Consider the following 22,453-nt stretch of genomic DNA (forward strand, 5'->3'; position numbering starts at 1 on the left):
GGAATCCTGGCGCGCGACCACACGAACTAGCGCAAAAGCTACTGGGGCGAGGTCTGGCGTGGACCGGTCAGCCCGGAGTGCAGCAGGTCGGTGAGGGCGTCGACGATCCGGTCGTCGTCCTTGGGCTGGACGGTTGCCGGTGTCGCATATCCGAGCATGCCGAGCATTGCCCCGATGGCCGCGGCGATCAGCTGCGGCTCGCCGGGCAGCGGATGCCCTTGCGCGCGTGAGTATTCCAGGTGTTCGCGCAGCGTGGTGGTCTGTTCGAGCAGGCTCTGCCAGGCCCGGCCGGAACCGGGATCGGCGGCGATCATCGACTGGAACTGGGCAACGGTGACCGGGCGGTGTTCGCGCATCACCGTCCAGGCGATGGCGATGTGCTCGCGCAACTGCGCCCGGTCGGTCAGGTCGTGATCGTTGGGATGGTCGTGTTGGGCCAAGTGCGCGTCGGCCGAGGCTTCCATCTCGGCGATCATGGCCTGCAGCAGCTGTTCCTTGTCGGCGAAGTGCTCGTAGAACGAGCCGGTGGAGCGGCCTGCCGCGGCGGTGACATCAGTGATCTTGGTGTTGAGGTAGCCGCGCTCGCTGAACACCCGGCGGGCGGCGGCCAGCAGCGCGGCACGCGTCTCGGCGGCTTGCGCCTTGCGCGTGTTCGCCTTCGCGGTGGTGGCTGTGGCTCGGGCCATGGATGTCCTTCCGCAATCAGGTTGACCGCACCCATCGTATCGAACATACTTTCACTGAACTTATATTCAGTGAATTTCAATTCAAGGAGCTCGCGTGCGAACGATCATCATTGGTGGCGGAGTCGGCGGATCTGCGGCGGCCCTGGCGCTGCGGCAGGTCGGCCTCGACGTCACCGTCTACGAGGCGTACGGCGATCCAGCTGGAGACATCGGCTCGTTCGTCAGCCTGGCCAGCAACGGCCTGCGCTGCCTGGAAGTGCTCGGTTGCCTGGCGCAGGTCCAGGCGGCGGGCATCGATGTGCCGCGACAGCGGATGTGGTCGGCCGGTGGCCGGCTGCTCGGCGACGTGCCGCGCGGCAGACGCAGCTCGGACACGCTGCACAGCGTCACTCTCATGCGCGGGCGCCTGGTGGCGACATTGCGAGACGCGGCCATCGCGGCCGGGGCGCGGATCGTCACCGGAGAGCGTGCCGTCCAAGTGACCGAGACCGCCGACGGCGTGGCCGCCGAGTTCGCCAGCGGCCTACGCGACAGCGCCGACCTGCTGGTCGCGGCCGATGGCATCTGGTCGACGGCACGCGGTCAGCTCCACGCGGCTGCGCCCACGCCCGAGTACGCCGGGCTCTATGCGCTCTCCGGCGTGTCCAGCATGGACGGAGTGGATCCGGGGGTGTTCAACCTGACCTTCGCCCGCAACGGCGCCTTCATCCACCTGGCCGCCGGCGACGGCGAGATCTGGTGGCAGGCACAGATCTCCGACCCGATCGAGCCGGACCGCCACGGCGTGCCGGAAGCGGAATGGCTGCGGCGCGCAGAGCAGCACTTCCAGCGTGAGAAGGTGCCGTCGGCGGTCATCGCGGCGACCACCCGCCTGCATCCACCGGTCATCTTCCACGCCCTCGATCCGGTGGCGACCTGGCACAGCGACCGGACTGTGCTGATCGGAGACGCCGCCCATCCGGTCGGCGCGGGCCAAGGCGCATCGATGGCGATCGAGGACGCGCTCACTCTCGCCGCCGCATTGCAGACGCAACCGACGGTCGCCGCCGCGCTGAAGGCGTATGACAGCGAGCGGCGTCCACGGATCGTCAAGCTCCTGGACGCGGCCGAGGACAACCGCGGCATCAAGCGGGCAGGGCCGCTCAAGAGGCAGCTCCAAGCCGCCGTGATGCGCCTGTTCGTGCCGCTGTTCTATGAGAGGGCCACCGCATGGCTGTACAGCCACGAACCCGCACAGCTCCACGCATCGGGCCACCATCGGAAGTAACGTCCAGATCGGACAGTCCCAAGCCGAGCGCGCGCCGATTCGGGCCGTGGGCGGCCAGTCCGGTTCCAGCCGCCGTCCAGCAACGATCCAGAGGTCATCGCTACGGTCGGCGCGTCCGGGACTCTATCCATGAATTGCGAGAGGTGTGACCAATTTGCTTAGGAGGAGCTGGCTTCGAGCCGCTGCCCCATTGACCGCACTCATTTTGACCGGCGTCATGGTCGGGACGTCGAATCCCGCTCAGGCCGCGCCCACCGGGCCCGACGCCGCGGCCACGCCGCTCGCCGCCGGTGCTGTCTCACCGACCGTGCGATTGGCGACCACCGAACAGATCCTGGCGATGGCTGCCCGCGGCAACGGCAAGCTGATGACCCTCGGCGCGCCGGATGCCAAGGCCGGCAAGGCTGCTTCCGGCAGCGCCATAGCCGCGGTCAACTGCTACCTCGACTTCACCGCTCCCTACGGGGGAGGTGCCGCCGGCGCGCACATCTACGTCGACGGCTTCGTGTTCTGCGACGCCTACATACACCTGGGTGTCCTCACGGTGGAGTTGTACCGCGGGGCTGACCGGGTGGCCAACCGCACCGTAACTACCGCCTATGTGCCGGTCCTCTACGGCACCGCCGAAACTTCGACCTGCAATGCGGGTGTGTACACCGGAGTCGTCGGCGCGACATTGGCTCGCTATGACCTGACCCCGCCGTCGGTCTCGCTCACCATCGTCACCTACCCCGTCTACATCGGTTGCGGACCGTCGACCCCGCCGGCCACGCCGCTTGCCGTGACCAACCCCGGCAACCTGCAGGGGATCGAGCTTGTGTACGGAACGCTGCAAATGACGGCGACCGGCGGAACAGCCCCGTACACCTGGTCCGCCACCGGGCTGCCCACCGGCCTGTCAATCAACTCCAGCACCGGCCTGATCAGCGGCACCGCTCGGGCGGGTATCTACGCGACCACTGTCACCGCAGTCGATGCCACCGGCGCCACCTCAAGTGCCCAATTTCAGTGGACTATCTTTCGGGATCGCTGTCCACGCTGCTGAATCCCACTGAACCCAAACGCCGACAAGGGGCGGACGTATACACGTCCGCCCCGAACTCTGTGGCGCCCTAGACGACTCGCCAGGCGCTGCATCCCTTTGAGATCTCGCAGACCCGGAATTTCTGGATGGGATGGCCGTTGAAGGTGTTCGCGAAGGCGTAATTCCCGCCGCATCCGTCCGAGTCGTGAACCGACATGTAGCTAAGGTTGTTGTCCCAGGTGGCTTCCCCGTAAACGCCATGGTTGTCGCACTCGTTGTCTTGGACCCACAGGGTGACTCCCCCGCCGATGATCCAGGCTTCGTCTTCGCCGTGGAAGGCGTCGTAAACGGCGTAGGCCGCGGTTGAGGTGAAGCCGATCAGGGCTGCCGCCACGGCGGCCACGAAGGCGATCCGGGGCCCGAAGGCCTGGCTTCGGCTGATCACGGTGTGTGGCACTTGTGGTGGGGGCAAATGGCTACCGGGTCGTGCGCCGCGCTGGGCGCCGCGACCACACCGGCGAACGCCGTGGCCGCTATGGCAAGCGTTACCAGTATCCGCTTGATCATTTCGTGCTCCTTTCTCATCGAATCGACGTACAGTGCGGCAAGCATCGCGGCGCCCGTTTTCATGGCGATTGATTTCTGATTGATGGCGCCGTGGTACGTCACCCGAGCCGGTCTCGCACGTGGGCCGCGTTCGGATGGCCGAGCTCGACGAGGATCGCCAATGCCTGCTCGTATAGGTCGCGGGCGGCGTCGTAGTCACCCTTAGCGCGCCAGACGTCGCCAAGCCGGGTCATCGAATCGGCCTGGTCGTAACGGTCACCGAGGTCGGCGAACAGCCCGATCGCCTCCTGGAAGCAGGCGGCCGACCGGCTGTGATCGCCGAGCTGGTGGTGGGCGTAACCCAGGCTGTCATAGGTGAGCCCGAGCCCGTGTCGGTCGTCGAGCTCGCGCAGCACGGCGAGCGCATTCTCACAGTGGACGACCGCCTGCTCGTGGTCGCCAAGCTGGGTGTGGCACCAGCCGATCGCGTTGAGTGCCCGGGCTTCGCCGCGCCGTCTTCCCAACGTACGGAAAAGGTCAAGGGCACGTTGGGACTCGCGCAGGGCGTCGGCGTGCCGTCGCTGCGCGTTGTGGGCGAAAGACAGATCGAGGTGCGCGGCGGCCTGGCCGAGGCTGTCCCCCAGCGTGGTGGACACGGCCAGCGCCTGCCGCAGCTGGTCAAGCGCCTGGTCGTAGCGGCCCAGCCGGATGCAGGCCGAGCTGAGGCAGCGGTGCGAATAGGCGAGCGCGGCCGGGTCTGCCAGCCGTTTGGCGGCCTCTTGCGCGATCTCCTGCGTGCGGGCGTAAACCGGCCAGTGCCCATGCCTGTCGAGGTACTCCACGATGGACCATGCCAGCGCCCACGCACGAAAGTCTTGGCCCGCCCCGGCGGCCAGCTCCACGCTCCCGACGAGCACCTGATGTTCGGTGGCGAGCCAGGCCAGGCCCTGCTTCGGGTCGGTCAGCGTTTCCACCTTCGCCCCCGGTGCGACGGCGCTGAGGGCGATCGGTGGGCGGCTCGGGTTCAGCATCAGCGCGATGCCGTGCGCGGTATGCAGGTAGTGGTCGAGCATCCGGTCCACCGCGGCGGATCGTTCCACATTGGAGTCTTCGGTGCGGCTCAGCTCGGCGGCGTACGCACGCAAAAGGTCATGAAGGACATACCGGCCCCGGTTCGGTTCAGAGGTCAGGTGCGCGGCGGCCAGAGCGAACAGCGCCTCGCTCGTCTGATCGACCGGCAGCGCGGCGAGGCTGGCCGCGGCCGAAATCGACACATCCGGCCCGGGGTGCAACCCGAGCAGCCGGAACAGGCGGGCGGCGGCCGGATCCAGCGCGTGGTAGGACCAGGAGAACACGGCGCGTGCGTCGCTTGACGGATCTTGGCCGGTGAAGGCGTCGAGCCGGTCGCGCATGCCGGAAAGCTGATCGGCGACGCTGCGCAGTGGGAGCGTGGGATGAAGGCCGGCGTGGGCCGCGACGATGGCCAGCGCGAGCGGCAGCCGCGCACAGGCGGCGGCGATCCGGTCCACCGCCTCCGGTTCGGCTCCTGTCCGGTCCTGGCCGAGCCGGCGCGACAGCAGCTCGCGCGATTCCCCCGCGGAAAGCAGGTCCAGCGCAAGGGGTTCGGCGCCCTCGACGGCGACCAGCCCGGAGAGCAGGTTGCGGCTGGTGACAACTGCCACGCATCCGGCCGTGCCGGGCAGCAGCGGGCGCACCTGCTCGGCGTCGCGCGCGTTGTCGAGCACCACGAGGATGCGCTTGTCTGCCACCAGGCTGCGGTACAGCGCCGCCCGGTCGTCCAGGCCGGCGGGGACGGCTTGTGGCATGACCCCGAGTGCGGTGAGGAATCCGAGCAAGGCGTCGGCGGGCGGCACTATCCGGCCCCCCGGGTCGAATCCGCGCAGGTTGACGTGCAGCTGCCCGTCGGGGAACCGGTCGCGTACCCGATGCGCCCAGTGGATCGCCAGGGTGGTCTTGCCGACGCCCGCTGTCCCCGCGATCGCCGAAATCAGCACAGTGCCACCGGTTTGGGCGGCCCGGGCGGCCACGCCGTCGAGGACCGCGAGCTCGTCCTCGCGACCGGTGAAATGCCTTACGGCCGCGGGCAGTTGCCGCGGGACCGTCGGCCTCGGATGCGCCCGCTTCCCGAGCGCGGCATTGCCTCGCCGGCGCAGCTCTTCTACCCGATCGCGGGCCGTGGCCAGCGCGCCCTGCTCCGCGGGCGTCGCGCCGAGCAGCCGGATCAGATCGTCAAACCGGTCGGTGGGCGGCAGTACCCGGCCCGCGAAGTAATCCGAAATGACCGTGAACGACCAGCCGGTCTTGCTGGCCAGTTCGCGATAGGTGAAGGGGGCGCTGCGGCGCTCCCGAGCGTCGCGGCGCCGGAGCTCGCGCAGAAGCTCGGCCAGGTCCGGCAAGCTGCGCGCGTTCGCTGTCCCCGCCAACAGCGGGCCGGTTGCCGACCGATCCCAGCCGCCTCCCACCGTCCCCCCAGACGTCACACGCAGAGGATATATCGACGAACGTTTGTACGGCCATGTTCGATGGAGTCCGGGAAGCGCGCCCGAATCGCCTCCCCCGGCCGACGATCGTCGCCAGGCGCTTCGCACCAGAGCGGGGCTCGCAAATGACAGGAGAGGACCTTGCGCGAACCAACCCTCCGGCGCGTCCTGGCCGGATTCGCCGTGGCCGCCACCGTCGCGGCCGGCCTCGTCGCGGCGACGGGCACAGCGGCTCAAGCGGCCGATCGGCCGAGCGGTGCCGGAAACGACACCATCACCAAAGCTCTCGATGTTGGTCCCGCATCGGTGGGACCGTATCCGACAGCGCTTTCGTCCCAGCAGCTGGCCATGCGCGACCTGTTCGCCAAGCAGACGGGACGGTCTACCGCCGCGCTGAGCGGACCGTGGCATTTCATCAACCGCCACAGCGACAAATGCCTGACGGTCTCCGGTGCCAGCGTCGCCAACAACGCCGGCGCCGTCCAGTACACCTGCGACTATTCCGCCCCCCACAACGAGGACTGGTACTTCGAAGACGTTTACGGGACGGGCAACTGGTGGCATGTCATCAACGCCCACAGCGGCAAGTGCCTGACGATCTCAGGTGCTAGTGGCGCCAACAACGCCGGAGCTGTCCAGTACACCTGCGAATACAACTCCCCATACAACGAGGAATGGTACGTCTACGACGTATACGGCACCGGTATCTATTGGCACCCCATCAACAGAAATAGCGGTAAGTGCCTGACCGTCTCCGGTGCCAGCGTCGCCAACAACGCCAGCGCCGTCCAGTACACCTGCGACTACAGCCTGCCCTTCAACGAGGAATGGGCAATCGCCTACTGACATCTTTGACGGTAGCCCCGGCGTGCGCCGGGGCTACCGCGACATCATGCATCCGCCGCTGCGGGACCTTGTCCTCCGGGGACGGCCCTCCTATACTTCACCAAGTGGTTAATAGTTGTCTCGACGAAATATTCGCGGCGCTGGCTGACCCGACCCGCCGGGCCATGCTGTCCGAACTGGCCGGAGGCGCCCGCACCGTCGGCGAACTGGCCGCGCCGCACAGCATGACGCTGCCGGCGATCAGCAAACACCTGACCGTTTTGCGCCGGGCCGGTCTCATCTCCCAACGCCGGGACGGCCGCACGCAAGTCTGCACCCTGGCGGCCGGCTCGCTGCGCGAGGCGAGCGTCTGGCTCCAACAGCACCATGAGTTCTGGACAGAGCGCATCGACAACCTTGAGCGATTCTTGGAGACCCAATGACCAGCGTTCAAATCACCCGAGTTCTACCCGCCCCACCGGAACGGGTGTGGGCGGCGTTCACCGAGCCCTCCGCCCTCACCGCATGGTTCTGGCCCGAGCGCCTTTCACCTCGCGTCAGCGCCGACGTGCGTGTCGGTGGGGCCTACCGTATAGAGGGCACCGGGATGGCCGTCAGTGGCGTCTATCGCGAAGTAGTGCCTACGCACCGTTTGGTGTTCACCTGGCAATGGGACGGCGACGATGCGGAAAGCCTTGTCACCGTCGATTTTGAGGCCTCGCACGGCAAGACAGTGCTCAGCCTGCGCCACGACCGCCTCGCCACCGCCGAGGAACGCGACTCCCACGCGCAAGGCTGGAACGATTGCCTGGACCGGCTCCCGTCCTGCTTGTAGGGACGCCGACAGGCTGCGCCAGCGGCTAAGTTAGCCAACCGCCTTGCGGTGGCCGCGATCTCGGGCGAGCATGTGGTGTGCAAGAACTCATTTCGGTAGACGACGTACGCGCGGCCGCGGCCAGGATCGGGCCGCACGTCCTGCGTACACCCGCGGTGGACAGTCCCGGCCTGACCGCCGTGCTCGGCGTCCCGGTCTCGCTCAAGCTGGAAAACTTGCAGCGCAGCGGGTGTTTCAAACCGCGGGGAATCACCAACAAGGTGCTGTCGCTGACACCGGCCGAGCTGGGTGCGGGCGTGGTCACGGTCAGCGGCGGAAACCACGGCCGGGCTCTCGCCCAGATCGCCCAGCAGCTGGGCTTCGCCGCCACCATCGTCATGCCGCAATCGGCTCCTGCCCATTCGATCGCCGCTGTCCGCGCCAGCGGCGCCACCCTGCTGCTCGCGCACAATTCCGCCGCGGCCTTCGAGCAGGCCGAGCAGATCAGCGCCCAGGGGCACACCTACATTCACGCCTACGACGATCCGCTGATCATCGCGGGGCACGGCACGGCCGGCCTCGAGTTCGCCGAGGACAAACCCGGCTTGACCGACGTGATCGTCAGCATCGGCGGCGGCGCACTCATCTCCGGAACAGCGACGGCCATCAAATCCCTGCTGCCACACGTTCGGGTGTGGGGCGTGGAAACCGTTGGCGCAGAAGCGATGAGCCAGGCCATGACCAACGGCAAGCCGGTGCCGGTCACCATCTCCTCGATCTGCTCGACGCTGGCCGCACCCTACGCCACCGACCGGACCCTCGCCCACGTCCAGGCGCTGGTCCAGGAGGTCCTCGTGGTACCCGACGCCGAAGCGGTCAAGGGCGTGCTCACCCTCGCCGAACACGCGAAACTCTGGGCCGAACCGGCATCGGGCTGCCTCATCGCGGCCGCCAGCCGTGTCATCGAGCAGGTAGGTCCGGACATCACGCTCGGGCTGCTCATCTGCGGCGGCAACGTGTCCTACTCAGACCTGGCCGGCTGGGTCAGCACCGTAGGCCAGGGCGCCGCGTAGCCTGTCGGGGTGTCGTTGACCCTGAACGAGGCCCGTGCTCGGGCTGCCATGATCTCCGAGGTCTCCTACGATCTCGCGCTCGACCTGACGTCGCCGGAGGCCTTCCGTAGCCGGGTCGCCGTGCGGTTCAGTACCCATGGTGGCGATACGTTCCTCGAGCTGCACCGGGCCGAATCGCTTGAGGTGACGCTGGACGGCACGACCGTTGCGCCGGCCTACGACGGAAGCCGTATCCGGCTGGACGGCCTGGCCCCAGGGCCGCACGAAGTGGTCGTTGACGCGCGGCTGCGATACGTCACCGACGGCGAAGGTCTACACACCTTCACCGACCCGGTGGACGGGCAGCGGTACGTCGGCGGATATCTCGGCCTGGACATCACCCAGCGCCTCTTCGCCTGCTTCGATCAGCTCGATCTCAAGGGGCCCATCACGCTCAGCGTGACCGCAGATCCGGCCTGGACTGTCCTGTCCAACGGGTTGTCCACGGCCGTTGGTGGGGGCCGGTTCGGATTCGCCACCACGCCGCCGATCCCGTGCGATCTGTTCGTGGTCGTGGCGGGGCCGTATCACTCGGTGCGGTGGGAGCACCGCGGCGTGCCCATGGGATGGCACGCCCGCCGCTCGCTGGCCGCCGAGCTGGAGCGCGATGCCGCAGAGCTGCGGCGGGTGACCGAAGTCTGCTTCGACCACTACGCCGAAATCTTCACCGAGCCTTTCCCGTTCGACTCCTACGACCAGGTCTTCGTGCCCGAGCTCAACTGGGGAGCGATGGAGTGCCCGGGGTGCGTCACCTTCAACGAAGCCATGTTGCCGCGGCGCAGGGTCACCGACGATGACCGCCGGCGCCGCGCGATGGTGATCGCGCACGAGATGTCGCACATGTGGTTCGCCGACTTGGTTTCCCCCGTGTGGTGGCAGGACGCGTGGCTCAACGAGTCGTTCGCGGATTACATGGGGTTCGAGGTGGCCGAGACCGCGGCCGGGTACGCGGGCACCCGGGTGTCGTTCGAGGCCGGCCACAAGCCCGCCGCGTTCCTGGCCGACCGGCGCCGTTCCACGCACCCGGTCGCGCCAGCCGCCGAGGACGTGCCCGACGTGGACGCCGGCACGACGATCTTCGACAATATTTCGTACGGCAAAGGCAACGCCGCGTTCGGCAACTGGTGACCTGGCTAGGAGCAACGGATTTCCTGGCCGGGGTGAACGCGCACCTGTCCCGGCACCGGTTCGCCAACGCCACGCTGGAGGATCTGCTCTCGGCACTCGACGCGGCTTCGCCGCGCGACGTGCGCGGTTGGGCCCAAGTGTGGCTGCGCCAGTCGGGACACGACACCATCCGGGTCTCGCGCGTCGGCGACGTTCCGGTGCTGACCCGCGACGGCGTGCGGCCACACCGGTTCACCGTCACGGCATACTCCACGTCGCTGGAGCCGGTCGGCTCGCGGCTGGTCGACCTCGCCGACGAGCCACTGCAGCTGCCGGAATGGGCAGGCCTTGTCGTTGTGCCCAATTCGGGTGGCGAGACCTTCGCCCGCATCGAGCTGGACGCGTTGTCCTACAACAGCATCACGCATGCGCTGACCGCGCTGCCCGATCCGCTTACCCGGGCGGTGTTGTGGGCCACCGCGCTGGACCGGGTTCCGCCGGCTGCACACCTGGAACTGCTGACCCGCCAACTGCCGCTCGAGTCGTCGCCTACCTTGGTGACTGCCGCCCTCGACCGGACCCGCAACGACTTGGTGCGCCGCGTACTACCACCCTCACAAGTAGCCGCCGCGCTTGAGACGGTCGCCGCGGCGTGCACACTCCCCAGCGACACCGACGAGCAGCGGGCGGTCGCGCTGGCGCGCGGGCTCGCTTGGGCCACAAGCGACGCGACGCTGTTGCGGCGCTGGCTGGACGCCGACGCCACCGATCGGGGGTTGGCCCTGGACCCGCAACTGCGCTGGGCTGTCGTACACCGGCTGGCCGAGCTGGGTGGCCTGGAAGCGCCCGAGATCGAGACCGAACGGCTGCGGGACGGCACCGCCGAGGGCGACCTCGGCGCCGTCACCGCGCTGGCCGCCCGCCCCACAGCTGAGGCGAAATCGGCAGCCTGGGCGGCGATGACCGAGGATCCCAACGTGTCCGTGCACCGATTCCGGGCGCTGGCGGCCGGGCTCTGGTCACTGTCGCAAAGAGAGCTTGTCGCGCCTTACATTGCCGCCTATGTCGCGGTCGCTCCAACGCTTGCCCGGCGCGGGTCGGCGTTCGCTGCCGCCGTCGGCCGGGCCTTCCCTGCCTTCCCGCTGACCGTCGAGGAACTGGAGCTGGTAAGCGAGGCCTTGCGCGCCGACCTGCCCGCCGTGCTCAGGCGGCACTGGGAGGACGAGCTGGACGACCGTGGTCACCCGCCACGGTAGGGTCGCTGCCCATGGCGGTGGATGACCTGATATCGCAGCTGTCCGGCCGGGGTGAGAAGGCTCGCCTCGAGGCGATCAAGGACCTTAAGCAGGTCGGCGAGCCTGCGGTCGCCCCGCTGGTGGCGAGCCTGCTCGACGAGCAGTCGCCGGTTTCCTGGTCAGACGCGGGGGTAATCCTGCGCGGGATTGGCCGGCCGGCGTTCTGGCCGGTGGTCGAGGCGATCGCGGTCGCCGCGTCGCCGGAGACGCTGCGTCGGTGTGCCTGGGCGTTCGCGGGCTTCGGTGCGGAGGTGATCGACCTGTATGCGCGGGCACTCTCGCACGAACATCCGCGGGTGCGTGAGGAGGCCGCGCTGGGCGTGCAGTACTGCAAGGAGGCTGGACTGCCGGCGCTGCCCGACCTTTTGCCGCTGCTGGCGGCCCCCGACGACGAGGTACGGCAACGGGCCGTCTGGGCGATGGCCGCGCTGGGCGAGGACGTCCTGCCGCTGCTGCAACAGGTCCGCCGCAGCGGTCCCGGGCACCTGCGCCCAGGCGCGCTGCGTGCGATCGCCGAGGTGGCAGGCGAACAGGCGTTCAGCGATTCCGATCGGGCCGCCGTGGAGCGCCTGATCCGCATCAAGCTCACCCGTGAGGCGGCCGAACCGATCGAGGGCTGCGGCACCTGCGGCAGCTGGCTGGCGCTGCCCACCAGCGACCACCGCGCGATCTGCGAAGCGCTCGACCTGTCCACCCCACGCCCGGCAACGATGACGCTCGGCTTCGCCGCGTTCTACTGTGACGGCCACGGCATGGCCGACGACAACCAGCGGATGGGCCGGGTGTTCCTTACACCCCGCCTCGACGGCTGGACCCTCGTGATGGGACCGTGGTACGCCTACGCGGACGCAGACTGGGCCGAAACGGTGCGAGCCTGCCGCGAGCTCAGCGAACGGTTCGGTCAGGCGCAGTGCTATTGGCACGACGCGCAGACCGGATCCGGCTCCTGGGTGATCTGCCAGGGCGGCGAGTTGATACGCGCCTATGACCAGGATGATCGCCACAACGAGGCCGGACCGAGGCTACCGGTGGAACAGGGCAAGACCCTCTCCTTCGAGGAGGACGACGAGGATGACGTCGAAGGGACGTATTGCGACGCGTTGATGGTGGCGGCGGCGATGTCTGTGTCACCCGACAGCATTGGCGCTCAGACCCAGGTCCACGGACACGGTCTGCTTGCCCTGACCAAGTTCGGCCGCCAGTACGGCGTACCCAACGGCACCTTGCCGATCTGACGGCACGATTAGGGCCCTACCCCGTCACATCGGCCCAAGAGCCGGACACACTCTCTTTGGCGGCCTTGGACTGGTCGCGAAGTCCCGCCGAGGCCCACCTATCGTAGCGATGTATGGCACTATGTTGCGGTTACGTCAGCATAGTAGCGCTAGACCCTCGGAGGGCCGATCGTGGAGGAGACCGCCGACGAGCAGTTCGCGTCGCATCTGGCCTTCATGCGCAGGATCAGCGAAGGAAAGGAGTCCTATCGCGGCGGGAGCGCCTATGAGCAGGCAACCCATTACTACCTGGACCATCTGGTTGACTCATGCGCGGACAGCGCACGCGAGCAGCTGCCACCCGAGCGCCCCACAGAGATCGACCTTCTGATATGCATGACCGGTCTGTCACCGCGGCCGGTAGTGCTGGCATTCAAGATTCTCAGGCCCAAACGGCTCGTGCTGATCACCTCTGACGACGCAGGCGAGAGTATCAACATCATCCACGACCACCTGGTGATGGGCGGGCCCTTGCGCGGCGCCGACTTCTCCCACAGCGCGTGTGTAGCCACCAATCCGCTCGACATTTACCGCATCGTGCGGCATGAGGTAGAGATCGTGGAGCGGCGCCACTCCCGGCCGATCACCGCCTACATTGACATCACGGGCGGCCGCAAAGTCATGGGCGCGAGCGCGGCGCTGGCCGCGTGGCAACTCAATCTCCGATTGTCCTATGTAGACGGAAAATATGACGGTGGGCTTCGGCAGGCCCTTCCCGGTTCCGATCGCATCCTGCTGCTGGACAATCCGACCTCGATTTTCGGCGAGCAGGAAATGGAGGTCGCACGGCAGGCGTTCACCAGTGGCAACTTCGAGGTGGCCCGCACTCGCTTCGGTGATCTCGGTGATCGGCTGGTTCAGCCTGACCAGCCGCGTGTCATGGAGGCTCTCTCTGCGCTGTACCGGGCGTGGCTCGACCTCGACCGCGAGGCGTTGCCCGAAGCGATCAAAGGCGTCCAATCGGTCTTGTCGGTGGCACGCCGGGAGCTGGCCGAGGCGGATGTCCGCCGAATCTACGATCAGCTTGCCCACCTCGATGAGCTTGCCCGAGGCGAGCGGCGGGCGCTGCTGCTCACCTTCAGCCTCCTCGACGATCACTACCGCCGGGTGGGCCGGCACGACTTTGCGGCCCTTTTCTCGTACCGGACGATAGAGCTTTGTCTGGCAGCGCATCTGAGCCAGAGCCATGGCGGGTTCGATTGCGGCAGTCCTGATTGGAGCCTCCTTTCAAGTGATCGGCAGGCCCTACAGCACTCATACGGACTGGTGGTCAACGGTGTCCGCGAGGACCAGGTCAAGCGGTCGCTTCCACCCCAGGTCGGCCCGTTCGCCGCCGCGGTCCTGCTGAACGTGACCGGGGACAAGCTGGCCGCATTGGCTGGCCTTGACGGCGACGTGCACCTTCGTGAGCTGGAAGCGCTCGCCAAGGCGCGCAACAACTCCGTACTGGCGCATGGCGAGAACTTCATCACCATGGCGCAGTCTGCTGCGCTCAATGCGAAGGCACAGCGCGTGTTGCGGGCCTATTGGCAGTTGCACTATCAGGACGAGGACCTGGCGGAGTGCAGACGCGCCCTGGCGTTCCTGCGCGGCGGGCAGTAGAGCATGGCGACGAAAACGCCAGTGCGGGAACGGAACCTGACCGCGCCGTGGATGGAGGAGTTCCGCGCTCAGCTCATCTCGTCGCGGCGCGCCTCCGCCGACCCTTCACTCGACTTCGCCGTCTTCGACCAACTCGATAACAGGCTTCACAGGGCTGGGCTGACAGTCGACAGGGTTCTGAATGAGCTGCGTCAGGGGATCTTCGGCGCGTGGCTGCTCGACAGCGACTCACCAGATCGGCGCTTCTACCAGCTGATGACCCGCAAGCTGGAGGTGCGCCTGCACACCGAGCCGTCCCGCAACCACTGGGGCGACATCACAGTGCTGGACAGGGCCTACCGGCGACGCGACGCGCCGAAGCCGTCGCAAATGCCTGTCTACCCATCGAATGTGACGCTGCATAACGCAGCCGACACACCGTCCTGCGACCTCGATACCCTCATCGAGGAGGTGAACTGGCGCCGTTGGCTATTCGAGGCAGAAGAAACCCTGACGACGGTCAGGTTGACGCCACGGCTGCACACCCAGCTTCGAGACGACGTCCGCCGCCGCTTCGGCTCGCTGCGCACGCTGTTGGAGCTGGCCAAGCAGCGGGCCGAGAAAGGCGACAAGGCAACCGCCGAAGGCACTCTCCTCGACGGCGCGCAGTGGTTTGGCCGTAACCACAAGTACAGCGACGAGGTGGTGGTGCGGCTCGACAAACCCTCGCCCTTCCAGCTTCAGGAAGACCCGATCCGGCTGGCGATCTGGCCCACGGGCGACATGGAGAGCAGCGTTGTATTGCAGGCGGCCGACATCGTTGACGAGATTGTGGTATTCAGCCGTTCCAGCCAACATCGTGACTCCGAAAGACTGCAGGGCTGGGCACGGCCCGGTCTGCGGGTCGTCGTGTCGGAGTCGGGCGAATTCCGGTACAGAAGGCACCTCACGTCGCTCTACCAATTCCTCGACGAGAAGACCGCGGGAAACTGGACCGCGCTAGCCATCATGCTTTGCCACCCCGAGCAGCTGGCCCACCGAAGGCTAACGGAGATAAGGCAATCCGGACGGAAACTCAACCAGCAGCAGCGGCTCGCCGTTGCCGGGGCGCTGGACGCGCCGCACGCCTATTTCGTCCAAGGCCCACCCGGCACCGGTAAGACACAGGTCATCACCGAGGTCGCCAGCCGCCTGGTTGCCCGCGGCGAGCGCGTGCTGCTGACAGCGCCCACGCACGTCGCGCTCGACGAGGTGCTGCAGCGACTTGCTGACGAACCCGGCGTGCTGCCGCTGCGCCTCTCCTGGAACGACAAGTATGTCGCGGACGATGTGCAGCGCTTTACCCTCAGTGGCTATGACGCGGTCGTCTCAGGAACACTACGCATACCCTCAACAAGCAAGCTGCCTCAGTGGAACGAAAGCCTCAGCCAAGCTCAGGCAAGACTTGGAGCAGTCGACGGCTGGCTCGCCAGCCAGGCTGAGCTTGACAGCGCCGAGAAGGAACTGGCCGCCGCCCGACAGAACGCGATGCAGCGGGCCAAATATCGTCACGATCATATTATGTGGTACGAGGTGGAACTCGGCCGGTTGCTGGCATGGATGCGTCACCACAGCGACGAACTCGGGCGCATTGATTTCCAGGAGCGCGAGATCGCAGGCCGGCTAGCCTTGATCCAGCGTGAGCGTGGCTGGTTCGGCAGATTCCTGGACAGGATAGGTGTCGGCGAGATGGCCCGCCTCGAAGTCCGAGCGCAGCGACTCCAACAGGTAAAGGCAGCCACCACAGGCCGTTATCAGGATGCCTACCGCCACCGGGCAGAGCAGGAAGCCGCCCGCGACCGGCTGGTCACCGCGGGCCTGGAACAAGCCCACGCCGACCAGGCCGTCGTTGCGGCGGCCGAGCGAAGGCGGGAAGCGGCGGCCGCGGCACAGCTCCTGGCCACACAGAGCCTTTCCAGGCTAGGCCTAGGCGAGCTGTTGGCAACAAAGGCGGTGGCGGTCAGGGCACGCCGCGCGATCGAGGCCGAACACGCCGAGCTTGCCGCGCGGATAGCTGTCCAACAGCAGTGGTTCGAAATCATCGGAGCAGATGGCACCGACGCGGCTTCCGATCTGGCCAAGGCGCAAGCCGTATTGGGTAAGGCCCTTTCGAGCGCAGCGAACCTGATTTGCTCCACCACCGCCGGTTTCGGTGGCGCGAAAACCTTCCGGGATTTGGACTATGACACCCTGATCGTTGACGAGGCGAGCAAGGTCACCGCCGCCGAGTTTCTGATTCCGGCACTGCGAGCTCATCGATGGATCCTCGTCGGCGACGAGAAACAGCTTGCGCCCTATGTGGACGCCGGTGTGGAGCACCATATCCACGCGATGGCTGCCATCCACCTCAGCGAACGCGAGGCCGGATACGACCGCAACAGCGCCGTGAAGCATCTGAGCGGGCTCTGGCGCGCATTCGAAGATGCTGAGCAGCACCCGTTTCGCGAGAAGAATGTGGAACAGATAGCGGACCGCCTGGTAGACAAGGGCACCTGGGCTGGAGCTCATCGGCAAATATATGCCGAGCAGGTCAAGCACCTGCTGGGCAAGGACACCGAGCCGGAGCGACACCTGATGGAGGCGATGCGCGAGCACTTGGTGACAAGCCTCTTTCAGCGTTGCGTGGCACATGTCGACTCACGTACAGGGCCACGGTCGCGCCTGATCGAGCAGCGGCGAATGCCTGCCGAAATCGCCGAGTTGGTCAGAGAGCCGGTATACGGCGGGAACTACAAGTCGCCGCCGCCCTCAGATCCCGACTGCCCCCAGCCGTTGCTCACACCATCGTTCAGCGCGCCGCTTGTCTTCCTCGACACGTCAAAACAGGCGTGGCCATGGGATGACTTGCCTCACGGCACCACCAGCTTCATCAATAATCTGGAAGCTGATTGGGTGGTGGAGGTCTGCAGACGGTGGAACGACGAGCTGGGCCAGCTCGGCATACCCGGACGGACAAGCATCAGCGTCTTGGCTTTCTACGGCGCCCAAGCCCGGCTGATCCGCCAGAAGCTGGGGTATCCAAGATATCCGAGGTTTCCTCACCTCGCCTTCCGGGTCGTCGACTCGATCGACCGCATCCAGGGCCAGCAGAGTGACATCGTCGTCATCTCGTTCTGCCGCACCTTCGGTAGACCGAAAGACCCCAAAGCCCCACCGCGCAAGGGGACGGCCATACCCACACCAGGCTGGGCGCCATGGCTGCAAAACATCAACCGCCTCAATGTCGCGTGCACCCGGGCCTGCCGCTCGCTTGTGCTGGTGGGGCATGGCCCAACCTTGCGGGCGTTGCGCGGTACCCCCAAAGCTGAGCAATTCTTCACGAACATGTTCGCGCTAGAACAGCGTGGGGTGCTGGAAATTAACATCGACTGGGCCACCGCGGCCGCCCGGAAAAAGTCGTGACCACCTACCGCCGCGCGGAAAACGCGCCGCCGACCGACCGCCCAACCCTTCATATCACGTCGGCAAGTCTGGCCGTGCTCTGGTGGCGTGACGTGAGGATCACCTTCACTGAGCCCATTGAACTCAACGAGCTCGACGAATTCGCCGTCGCCGCCGTCACCCGGCTGGGAAGCCTGAGCGCGCAAGACTTCGAGGAGTTCACCGGTCTTCCCCCACTCATCTTCAACGGCCTTGCCCGCCGGCTGCACAGCTTGGGTCTGCTCGATTGGCGCGACGGCACCCTACGCCCGACGGCAGCCGAAGACCCGTCGGAGATGCCGCGCAAGGCCGCCAAGACCACCACCGCCTCTGTCGACCTTGTTTATCTCCCCGGTACCGATGAGCTTCTCGTCGCGCACGAGGGTCTGGCTGTTTGGGAAAGGGCTGGGCTGCAACCGATCGGCGCGTCGCCGTTACCGGAGACGCTTCACCGCACGACCTTCCGAAACTTTATCTCCGCACGGGTCAGGCAGGGCCGGGTCGCGGGCCTACCGGCCAACGCCATCGAGCTGACGGAAGGCGACGACGAGCCGCTGACCGCCATGGTGGGCGCCCATCCGGAGCCTCCGGTGCCGGTGTGCCCAGTTTTCCTGTGCGCGGCGACGCTTGTGCTCGGCGAGGGCCGCAGTCAGGCCCTTTTGGACGCATCAGAGAACCCACGTAAGAAGTCGAAGAAGGCCAACCGTGTCACGATCGACGTGAGCGATGCCAAGGGACTCATAGGCCGCTGGGCGGGGGCAGTCACCGAACTGACCGGAAAGCCTTCCCTCGTCGAGGAGGCGATGCGCTCGCTTGGCCTTGCCGAGCCGCCTTGGCCGTCGCTTGTCCAGGACCACTCCGGTGCGTGGCGGCTCTCCATCGACGGGCGGCATGCGCAAACCCTCTCTCGCGAAGGTTTGCTCACCTTGCCAATCGGGCTTGAGATCTGCGAGCCAGACTTCAATGTCACGATGGCCCTTGTCCTGGAACCCGTCGACGACGAGGCGCGGCAGCTGATCCGGCTCGACCGAGTGCTGCAGGAGACCCTCCAGCGCTATGGTGCAGGCGACAGCGCGATCGGCAAGCATCATGCGGGCATCCGGGAGGTGGGCGGAATCGCCCGTCTCATGTCGCGGGCATGGCAATTGAGGTTCTACTCGCTGGTGTACCAAGCAAAAGAAAGCGAACACTTCGACTATGCCTGATCCGCGCGCTATTGATCTCAGCGAGACCCGATCGGAGGAGGGTTACTTCCTGCTTCGAGAGCATGTCGAACGCCCTTTCCACCATCGAGCCGATGACAGCGACGGATGGCGCTTCTGCTGCACCTATCGGGATTCCGCGCCCACGCTGCGCGATGCCGTCTTCGAGCTCATCCGCAATGCCAAGCAGAAAGTCTTCATCACCAGTTTCATCGTCGGTGACGATGAACTGATCGAGTTGCTGGCACAGACCGCCCGTCGCCTACTCGGCGGTGTATACGTCATCAGCGGGCTCACCGAAACGAGCCTTCAGCGCGGCCTTGCCGAAATCGCGGATCGCGAGGACATAAGCCAGAAGGTCGAGGCGGAGAAAAAGAGGTTCATCTCGCTCACCAACCAGGGTGTCGCGGTCAGAGGCCACGAGAACTGCCACGCGAAGTTCCTCGTCGTGGATGACGCGGTGGCCTGGGTGGGCAGCGCCAACCTGGAGACGCGGGCATTCACCCGGGTGGGAGAGGTCGGCGTCGTCCTCAACCACCAGCCTTCGGTCTCCCGGCTAGCGCGGCTCTTTGCCCGCATGTGGCTGACAGATTGCAAATATGAGCTTCCAGCCTTTGGCGACGGGTACCGAGTGGCCGTGCGCAAGGAGTTTCCGCAGATCCGTTTCAAGGTGGCCGATCCAGAGCTCGATGGCGAGGCGGCGCTCGTCTGGACAGACGATCTCGACACACCCAGCCGAGGCGATGCCACCGATCCCCGCCGCGCGAGCCTGCTGCACAGCGTCCAGGACGTGATAGATCGTGCCCGGCGGCGTCTGGTGCTCGCCAGCTTCAACCTCAACCGCATGCAGGAGAACCCACAACTAGTTCTGGATCTGGTGACCGCGGCGGTCGCCCGCGGCGTCAAAGTCGAGCTGCTGGTACGCGCGCTCAACGACCGCGACCGCCACCGGCGTGATGCCGGTCTTTTCCACGATATGGGAGTCGAGGTTCTCGCCGACGACTCCAACCATGCCAAAGCCGCAATCGCCGATGACCAACACGGCGTGCTGTTCTCCGCCAACTTTGACGGCGATCACGGCCTGCTCGCGGGCACCGGCATCGAAGTGGGCACCCGCCTCGATGGAACACCGGCGATGGCCGACCTGACCGCCTACTTCCAGCACGCACTCAGCTGCGCGACGCGTACTTACACGCCTCAGCCGACCGCGCATCAGCTCGCTCGCGGGCTCTCCGTGATGCCACCGTGGCCGCTGGACGCCGAGATCGGCATCGAATGCGACTGGCAGGCATGGCTGCAATTTCACCAGAGCGCCTGCCAGCGACCGGTAACCTGGGTGCGGGGCAAGGCCAAGTCCATCGAGCTCGCGGCGGGTGATCGCAGTTTTCTATTGCGCCCCAACGGTTCTTCCTATCAGCTGTTGCCCGAATCGACGCCCGGCGGAGGCGACGCCATTATGCGACTGGTCCGCGAGGCGCAACGAGGAGGTGGCCGATTACAGGATCGGGGTGTCTGTACGGCTGTTTTCCGCTACACGGGAATTCATTCACCTAGGTAACCTGTCAACAGACACCGGAGGGATCGATGAGTGACGCTTTCGAACAGTCGCTATCCGACCTGCGCAACACATTGGGGTCCGCTGGGGTATTCACAACAGCCGAGTTTCAAATCCGACATCCAGCCCTTGCGCGGCAATCGATCACCATCTAACCTAGTCGACTATGCGCGCTACGCCCCGCCGCAATGGACGAGAGCCAGGATCGGCGGGGTGTCCACATCCCGCACCCGAGGATTAGGACGTGACCAGGGCGGTGCCTTCTTAGGGCGGGCACTGTCCGCCTGTCCAGGGGCACTGATGCGGGTTGTAGTCGCTGGTCAGGCTTTTGCTGACGAACTCGCTGTTGTCACCGAATCCAGGGTTAAGCCATCGCGCGGCGGTAAGGATCGAGACCTTATCCGCGCCGGCGTCGCGGAGTCCCAGGGCTGCGGACTGGGCGTGCCCACCTTGTGCCCAGGTGTCGTCCAGCACAAGCACGTGTGAGCTGGGCGGCAATGTCTTTGTCGTACGGAATTGCCCGGCGCGGCGGCTCGCGGGTCGGCGACGTTGGGCGACGCGACCAGGACGATCTCATGCTGTGCTGGTAGTGCTTTTGCCGCGAGCTTGTGGAATGGGTGAACTCCAGGTTTATGCGGCAGAGATGGGACTGTCGCCCAGTGAGTGACCGGGGATCCGGTGTGCGCGCTGGCGCAGTCGCCGTGCAGGCCTATGCCCGTCCACGTGAGCAATGAGACGAGGTTGATGTGGTCGCTCGGCGGCCTGTTGGCTTTGTAGCCGCGCATGGCGTAGCCCGATTGCTTACCGCGTATCGCGTAGGTCAGTGCTCCGACCGAGTCGGCCAGCCGCTGGCCGTGTTCGGCTGTGTGTTTGTGGCAGGCGACGCAAAGCTTGAACCCAGCTACGGGCGTACTGCAGACGTGGCAGGTGATCTGCGGTTCGCGGACGGTGTTGCGCAGGTATCCACCTGCCCGGCTGATCAGCAGGTCCGTGATTCGATCAAGGCTGGGCAGGCGGAACACGTCACGCCCGGATGAGGCGACGGATGAGATCGTCTTCTTCAGCCCGCGACGAACGAAGCTGATCGATGACGGCCATCACATCGCGCAGGCCATGTGCAACATGCACACCGGGCCTGCCGATGAGAGCTTTGGCCCACTGATTGTTATCCACAACCAAGTCGGTCAAGATGACAGGCCGACCGTGCTCCACAGCCATCCGCGCTTGAGCACGGGCTCCACTGGTTTCTCCCGCCTCCACCACCACGGTCGCGATGCCATAACCGGACATGGTGGCGTTACGCATCAGGAAGGTGTGCCGCTGCGGCGGGGCATCGGGCCAGAACTGCGACAGCACAAGACCGCGGGATGCGATCTCGTCCTGCAGCTCACGGTTCTGCGCGGGGTAGTACATGCGGATCCCGGTGCCGATAACCGCCACTGTCCTGGCACCTCGGCTAAGGGCGGCCTGGTGAGCGGCGGTGTCAATGCCCAGGGCAAGCCCCGCGATCACCGTGACGTTCTGGGCGGCGAGTTCGCTGGCGATCGCCGTCGCCATGGCCAGACCTCGAGAGCTTGCCTTGCGGGAACCGACCACGGAGACCGCGGTGTCCTCGTCCTTCAGGTCACCTCTGCCGAACAGCACCGGCGGGGCCTGGTGGATACCACGTAGCCGGACCGGGTACGACGAGTCCAGGACCGTAGCGAAGATCAGGCCTTCTGCCTGCCAAGCGGCGATGTCGGAGGCTGCCTGCTCGACAGGGTCGGCCTCACCTGGTGGCGGCAGCAGAACCAGTGGCTGCAGCCGTTCCCACAGCTGGCTGGCAGATCCGGCGGCAACGACTTCCGTGGTGATGTCTGGCCAGCTCATCCCGTCCGGTCGGGAGCGCAACAGCGCGACCAGCGTGGCCTGCTCGTGTAGATCAGCGCTCATGAGCACAGCCTAGGCGATAGGCAGCCACCAAGGTCTCGTCCCTCGGCAGTTTCGGATGGATCACCATGCGGAACATCCTGCGATGGCCGTACGACAGAACTCGAACAGATCACGCTTGTCGCCCACGGATCTAACAGCACGCTCGCTGCCAGCCACCGGCAGCCTTGTTGGTTCATCGTGGATGTCGAATGCTGACCCGGATCGCGAACGCGTACACGGGAATGGATGTCACCAACGTTGTTGATCCGCTGGTGGGCCAGTATTCGGCGCGAC

18 protein-coding genes are annotated in these 22,453 nt (G+C 66.1%); 13 read left to right on the forward strand and 5 right to left on the reverse strand.

Going from position 1 to position 22,453, the window contains the following annotated elements:
* Positions 1-38: 38 nt before the first annotated feature.
* Positions 39-686 carry a TetR/AcrR family transcriptional regulator gene (locus tag Rhe02_RS31310; RefSeq protein WP_203912023.1) on the reverse strand — a complete coding sequence of 216 codons (648 nt, stop codon included), beginning with the start codon at positions 684-686 and terminating at the stop codon, positions 39-41.
* A gap of 94 nt (positions 687-780) precedes the next feature.
* On the opposite strand from Rhe02_RS31310, the gene Rhe02_RS31315 reads away from it, so the two are divergent.
* Both Rhe02_RS31315 and Rhe02_RS31320 read left to right on the forward strand, forming a co-directional pair.
* Positions 781-1,953 carry an FAD-dependent oxidoreductase gene (locus Rhe02_RS31315; RefSeq protein ID WP_203912024.1) on the forward strand — a complete coding sequence of 391 codons (1,173 nt, stop codon included), beginning with the start codon at positions 781-783 and terminating at the stop codon, positions 1,951-1,953.
* 190 nt (positions 1,954-2,143) lie between these two features.
* The gene (locus Rhe02_RS31320; RefSeq protein ID WP_239124167.1) at positions 2,144-2,998 is read left to right on the forward strand and encodes an Ig domain-containing protein; all 855 of its coding nucleotides are present in this window, start codon (positions 2,144-2,146) and stop codon (positions 2,996-2,998) included.
* Positions 2,999-3,065: 67 nt separating this feature from the next.
* Here Rhe02_RS31320 and Rhe02_RS31325 read toward each other — a convergent pair whose 3' ends face one another.
* The 3 genes from Rhe02_RS31325 to Rhe02_RS31330 form a co-directional block, all read right to left on the reverse strand.
* Positions 3,066-3,422, reverse strand: coding sequence for a hypothetical protein (locus Rhe02_RS31325; protein ID WP_203912025.1), 357 nt, complete (start codon positions 3,420-3,422; stop codon positions 3,066-3,068).
* Positions 3,419-3,544 (reverse strand): hypothetical protein, encoded by a 126-nt coding sequence (locus Rhe02_RS50620; protein WP_275412657.1) that lies wholly within the window; start codon positions 3,542-3,544, stop codon positions 3,419-3,421. The genes Rhe02_RS31325 and Rhe02_RS50620 overlap by 4 nt, the downstream gene beginning before the upstream one ends.
* Positions 3,545-3,642: 98 nt before the next feature.
* Positions 3,643-6,024: an ATP-binding protein gene (locus tag Rhe02_RS31330; protein ID WP_203912026.1), complete on the reverse strand. Its 2,382-nt coding sequence runs from the start codon at positions 6,022-6,024 to the stop codon at positions 3,643-3,645.
* 141 nt (positions 6,025-6,165) lie between these two features.
* On the opposite strand from Rhe02_RS31330, the gene Rhe02_RS31335 reads away from it, so the two are divergent.
* The 11 genes from Rhe02_RS31335 (at position 6,166) to Rhe02_RS31385 (ending at position 20,251) form a co-directional block, all read left to right on the forward strand.
* Entirely contained in the window at positions 6,166-6,870 is a 705-nt protein-coding gene (locus tag Rhe02_RS31335) for an RICIN domain-containing protein (protein WP_239124168.1), read from the forward strand.
* A gap of 104 nt (positions 6,871-6,974) precedes the next feature.
* The gene (locus Rhe02_RS31340) at positions 6,975-7,292 is read left to right on the forward strand and encodes an ArsR/SmtB family transcription factor (protein WP_239124169.1); all 318 of its coding nucleotides are present in this window, start codon (positions 6,975-6,977) and stop codon (positions 7,290-7,292) included.
* Positions 7,289-7,684: an SRPBCC family protein gene (locus Rhe02_RS31345; RefSeq protein ID WP_203912028.1), complete on the forward strand. Its 396-nt coding sequence runs from the start codon at positions 7,289-7,291 to the stop codon at positions 7,682-7,684. Before Rhe02_RS31340 ends, Rhe02_RS31345 begins: the two co-directional genes overlap by 4 nt.
* A 77-nt stretch (positions 7,685-7,761) precedes the next feature.
* A complete protein-coding gene (locus Rhe02_RS31350; protein ID WP_203912029.1) occupies positions 7,762-8,736 on the forward strand; it encodes a threonine ammonia-lyase in 975 nt (324 codons plus the stop codon).
* 9 nt (positions 8,737-8,745) lie between these two features.
* Positions 8,746-9,903, forward strand: coding sequence for a M1 family metallopeptidase (locus Rhe02_RS31355; RefSeq protein WP_203912030.1), 1,158 nt, complete (start codon positions 8,746-8,748; stop codon positions 9,901-9,903).
* Between the two features lie 32 nt (positions 9,904-9,935).
* Complete coding sequence (locus Rhe02_RS31360) at positions 9,936-11,138, forward strand: ERAP1-like C-terminal domain-containing protein (protein ID WP_203912031.1); 1,203 nt, start codon at positions 9,936-9,938, stop codon at positions 11,136-11,138.
* 11 nt (positions 11,139-11,149) lie between these two features.
* The gene (locus Rhe02_RS31365) at positions 11,150-12,412 is read left to right on the forward strand and encodes a HEAT repeat domain-containing protein (protein ID WP_203912032.1); all 1,263 of its coding nucleotides are present in this window, start codon (positions 11,150-11,152) and stop codon (positions 12,410-12,412) included.
* A 171-nt stretch (positions 12,413-12,583) separates the two neighbouring features.
* Positions 12,584-14,053 (forward strand): hypothetical protein, encoded by a 1,470-nt coding sequence (locus Rhe02_RS31370; RefSeq protein ID WP_203912033.1) that lies wholly within the window; start codon positions 12,584-12,586, stop codon positions 14,051-14,053.
* 3 nt (positions 14,054-14,056) lie between these two features.
* Entirely contained in the window at positions 14,057-17,473 is a 3,417-nt protein-coding gene (locus Rhe02_RS31375; protein ID WP_203912034.1) for a DEAD/DEAH box helicase, read from the forward strand.
* Positions 17,470-18,696: a hypothetical protein gene (locus Rhe02_RS31380; protein ID WP_203912035.1), complete on the forward strand. Its 1,227-nt coding sequence runs from the start codon at positions 17,470-17,472 to the stop codon at positions 18,694-18,696. The genes Rhe02_RS31375 and Rhe02_RS31380 overlap by 4 nt, the downstream gene beginning before the upstream one ends.
* Positions 18,689-20,251, forward strand: a complete 1,563-nt coding sequence (locus Rhe02_RS31385; protein ID WP_203912036.1) for a phospholipase D-like domain-containing protein — start codon at positions 18,689-18,691, stop codon at positions 20,249-20,251. Before Rhe02_RS31380 ends, Rhe02_RS31385 begins: the two co-directional genes overlap by 8 nt.
* A gap of 1,020 nt (positions 20,252-21,271) precedes the next feature.
* Here Rhe02_RS31385 and Rhe02_RS31390 read toward each other — a convergent pair.
* Positions 21,272-22,180 carry a DNA-processing protein DprA gene (locus tag Rhe02_RS31390; RefSeq protein WP_203912037.1) on the reverse strand — a complete coding sequence of 303 codons (909 nt, stop codon included), beginning with the start codon at positions 22,178-22,180 and terminating at the stop codon, positions 21,272-21,274.
* Positions 22,181-22,453 lie beyond the last annotated feature (273 nt).

Origin of the sequence: Rhizocola hellebori (assembly GCF_016862955.1) — a bacterium.
GTDB lineage: Bacteria > Actinomycetota > Actinomycetes > Mycobacteriales > Micromonosporaceae > Rhizocola > Rhizocola hellebori.

Coding starts and splice junctions, on each gene's coding strand:
- Rhe02_RS31310 (WP_203912023.1), bottom strand. CDS start 686: ATGGCCCGAGCCACAGCCACCACCGCGAAGGCGAACACGCGCAAGGCG.
- Rhe02_RS50620 (WP_275412657.1), bottom strand. CDS start 3,544: ATGATCAAGCGGATACTGGTAACGCTTGCCATAGCGGCCACGGCGTTC.
- Rhe02_RS31345 (WP_203912028.1), top strand. CDS start 7,289: ATGACCAGCGTTCAAATCACCCGAGTTCTACCCGCCCCACCGGAACGG.
- Rhe02_RS31365 (WP_203912032.1), top strand. CDS start 11,150: ATGGCGGTGGATGACCTGATATCGCAGCTGTCCGGCCGGGGTGAGAAG.
- Rhe02_RS31375 (WP_203912034.1), top strand. CDS start 14,057: ATGGCGACGAAAACGCCAGTGCGGGAACGGAACCTGACCGCGCCGTGG.
- Rhe02_RS31385 (WP_203912036.1), top strand. CDS start 18,689: ATGCCTGATCCGCGCGCTATTGATCTCAGCGAGACCCGATCGGAGGAG.
- Rhe02_RS31390 (WP_203912037.1), bottom strand. CDS start 22,180: ATGAGCGCTGATCTACACGAGCAGGCCACGCTGGTCGCGCTGTTGCGC.